At 34.7% G+C, this 3,238-nt stretch carries 2 protein-coding genes and 1 pseudogene; all 3 read left to right on the top strand.

All coding sequences use genetic code 11. The features are described from left to right. Positions 1-192 (top strand): T9SS type B sorting domain-containing protein (locus BMY86_RS12880; RefSeq protein WP_143065674.1); only part of this gene is annotated, 192 nt, incomplete at its 5' end. 297 nt (positions 193-489) lie between these two features. Continuing rightward, the gene (locus BMY86_RS12875) at positions 490-936 is read left to right on the top strand and encodes a F0F1 ATP synthase subunit delta (RefSeq protein WP_143065673.1); all 447 of its coding nucleotides are present in this window, start codon (positions 490-492) and stop codon (positions 934-936) included. 23 nt (positions 937-959) lie between these two features. Beyond that, positions 960-3,238: pseudogene (locus BMY86_RS12870) on the top strand (hypothetical protein); the annotation flags it as partial.

Here is a 3,238-nt window from a genome sequence, read left to right as displayed (position 1 = left end):
CAACATAACGCAAAAATTTACATATATGACCGATATGGAAAATTAATCAAGCAAATTGATCCATTAGGAAATGGTTGGGACGGTAAATACAACGGACAAGACATCCCATCAACAGACTACTGGTTCAGTGTTGATTATACCGAAAACGATCAACAAAAACAATTTAAAGCACATTTTACGTTAAAAAGATAATGTAAAAAAAGCATATAAAAACAAAAAGCCTGCATTGAAAAATGCAGGCTTTTTTTGTATAAAAAATCAAATAAATTTTTATTTTCAATGATTTCAAAAAGGAGTAATTTTTGTGATATATTTAGTTGTTAATATTTTTGTTATTATTAATAAAATAAGGAGAATATTGTTCTATATTAAGAATAATTTAAGGTATCTGTCAATTCAGTTAAAAAATCTATTAATAAATTGTTAAGATGTTAAATTATTTTTTATATTGTGCGATCGGAAAAAATAACAACTAACTACTATAATGTTATGAAAAAACTCTTACTTACCGCTATGTTTGCGCTAATTGGTATTACTTTTTTTTCAAGTAATCAATATGTGGAAAATCCTAAATTAGGAATATTTCGGGAAAATAAATATACGAAATCTCAGATTGAAGCTTTTGTGAGAGAAGTTTTTAAAGACAAAGCTGATGAATTAGTTTTAAATTCAAATTCAAGAAGATTAGAAATTATTACAGAATTTTTAAATCGAGTTGAGATTTATGAAAATGCTAATTTAGGTAGTAAAAAAATTGAATTACTTTCTTCAATTCCAATTATTAGAAAATACAACCCAGATCTTAAATTGGATACATATTATAATCAAAGTACATTTAATCCATTAAAGTATGATTTTAATATGTCTTCTAATGAAATTTTAATTTATCGAATAGATAATACAAATTACATTATCAGAATTTTTCCAATTAAATAAAGCAATTATACCAAACAACGCTTATGAAAAAAATTTTACTACTAATTTTATTGGTTTCTTGTGGAGTGTTTTCTCAAAATTTGAACATGCAAAATGGTTCATTTACAAGATGCTCTGGAACTTTTTATGATTCTGGTGGAAATGCAGGAAATTATGCAGCCAGTGAAAGCTACACAATGACTATATGTCCATCAACTCCTGGTACTTATGTGCAGTTAGTTTTTACTTCATGGAATGTAGAAGGAGAACCATTTGATTTTATGACCATTTATAATGGTACCAATACTAGTGGAACTGTTATTGGAACATATGGTGATACTTCACCGGTTGCAGGTTCTGGTTGTAATACGATGACAAATCAAATTGCTTCAAGTCATGCTTCTGGTTGTATCACAATTGTTTTTCAATCAGATACAAGTGTTCAATATGCAGGATGGGCTGCTACTATGAGTTGTACTACAAATGCAGGTGGAGACCCAATTGTTGGAGGTCCAACCCCTCCGCCTAATGCAGTATGTGGTGGTGCGAGTCCTTTTTGTGCCGATGCAGGTCCATTAGAATTTCCAAACGTAACTGATGCAGATTGTGTGCCAGATGCACCAGCTGTTGTAGTATCGCAAACTTGTTTGGGATCAGCACCGAATCCAGCTTGGTATTTTATTGAAATTGATCAAGCAGGAACATTAAATTTTACAATTTCACAGACAACTGGTCCAGGTGGTACAGGTACAACTTTAGATGTAGATTATGCGCTTTGGGGACCATTTCCTAATGCTTCTGCAGCATGTGCGGATTTTACCCAAGGTGATTGTACCGCAGATCACACTTGTACCGGAAATGTAGTCGATTGTAGTTATAATTTTGCAGCGACAGAAACGGCAACTATTACTGGTGCTCAAGTGGGTGAAGTGTATATGTTATTAGTCACTAATTTTAACGGTGCTGCAGGCTACATAACAATGACTCAAACAAATGCAGGATCTGGTGGGGCTGGTTCAACAGATTGTACCATTGTATGTCCAACGGCAGTTGGTGTTAATCCAAGTTGTGGGGCTTCAAATGGTTCTATCACAATTTCTACTGTAAATCCGAATACTTCTTATAATGTATCTTACTTAGATGATGGAGTTCCTGTTTCAGTTACCTTAACTAGTAACGCTTCTGGTAATATTGTTATTTCAGGTTTAAATGCGGGTAATTATACTAATATCGTTACTAATTTTCCTGGATGTACTACAGCATATTCTTCTGTTGTTTTATCTGGAGGAGTTGCTCCTGTTTTATCGAGTATAACTAATAATTCTCCAATTTGTGCTGTTAATAATGCTGTATTTAATTTAACAGGTACACCAAATGCTACAGTAACATATAATATTAATGGAGGTGCTTCTCAAACTGTAGCATTAAATGCAGGTGGAACCGCATCAGTAACTGTTACTGGAGTTTCAGCAAATACAACTTTTAATGCAACGTCAATTGCTTCTACAAGTGCGCCTATTACCGGAAACGGTTTAAGTGCTACAGGGGGTACTACACCAGCAAATTCAGCTGGTGCAATTTCAGCTTCTGGAACAGCAGCAACTGCTGCTAACTGTACATTGGTTAATGGTACAAATAATGTATTAACAATTACTTTGCAGCATACAGTACCAGCAGGTACAGCAATAACAATTAGTATTGCAAGAGATACAAATGCTGGAGTTGTTAATATTAGTGATGGAACCGCTAATTTAGCTTTTAGTGCAGGTCCGAATGACGTTTTACAATATATTACCTTCACAACCGGAGCTACAACTAATACAATAACTATTACTAGAACTGGTGGTGCAGTTTGGGTAGATGGCGTTCAATATACATTTACAAATCCTGGTTGTAGTGTTTCAATATCAAATTCAAGTACTGTTGTTGTGAATCCACAACCAAATGCAGGAGCGGATGGAGCAACAACAGTTTGTGATAACAGTGTAGCTGCTATCAACTTATTCGGTTTAATTACTGGAGAGCAGGCAGGTGGAACTTGGACAAGAAGTTCGGGAACTGGTGGAACGTTTAATGCTGGAGCAGGTACTTATACACCAGCACCAGGAGCAACAACAAGTACATTTACATATACATTAACAGGAGTAGTACCTTGTACTAACGATACAAGTATTGCAACTGTTAACATCAGTCCACAACCTAATGCTGGAGCGGATGGTGCGACAACAGTTTGTGATAACAGTGTGGCTGTAATTAATTTATTCAGTTTAATCACTGGAGAGCAAGCAGGTGGAACTTGGACGCAAACATCAGGATCGGGTGG

It is taken from the genome of Flavobacterium urocaniciphilum (genome assembly GCF_900110615.1).
Taxonomy (GTDB): domain Bacteria; phylum Bacteroidota; class Bacteroidia; order Flavobacteriales; family Flavobacteriaceae; genus Flavobacterium; species Flavobacterium urocaniciphilum.
This window is presented reverse-complemented; position numbering and strand designations above follow the sequence as displayed.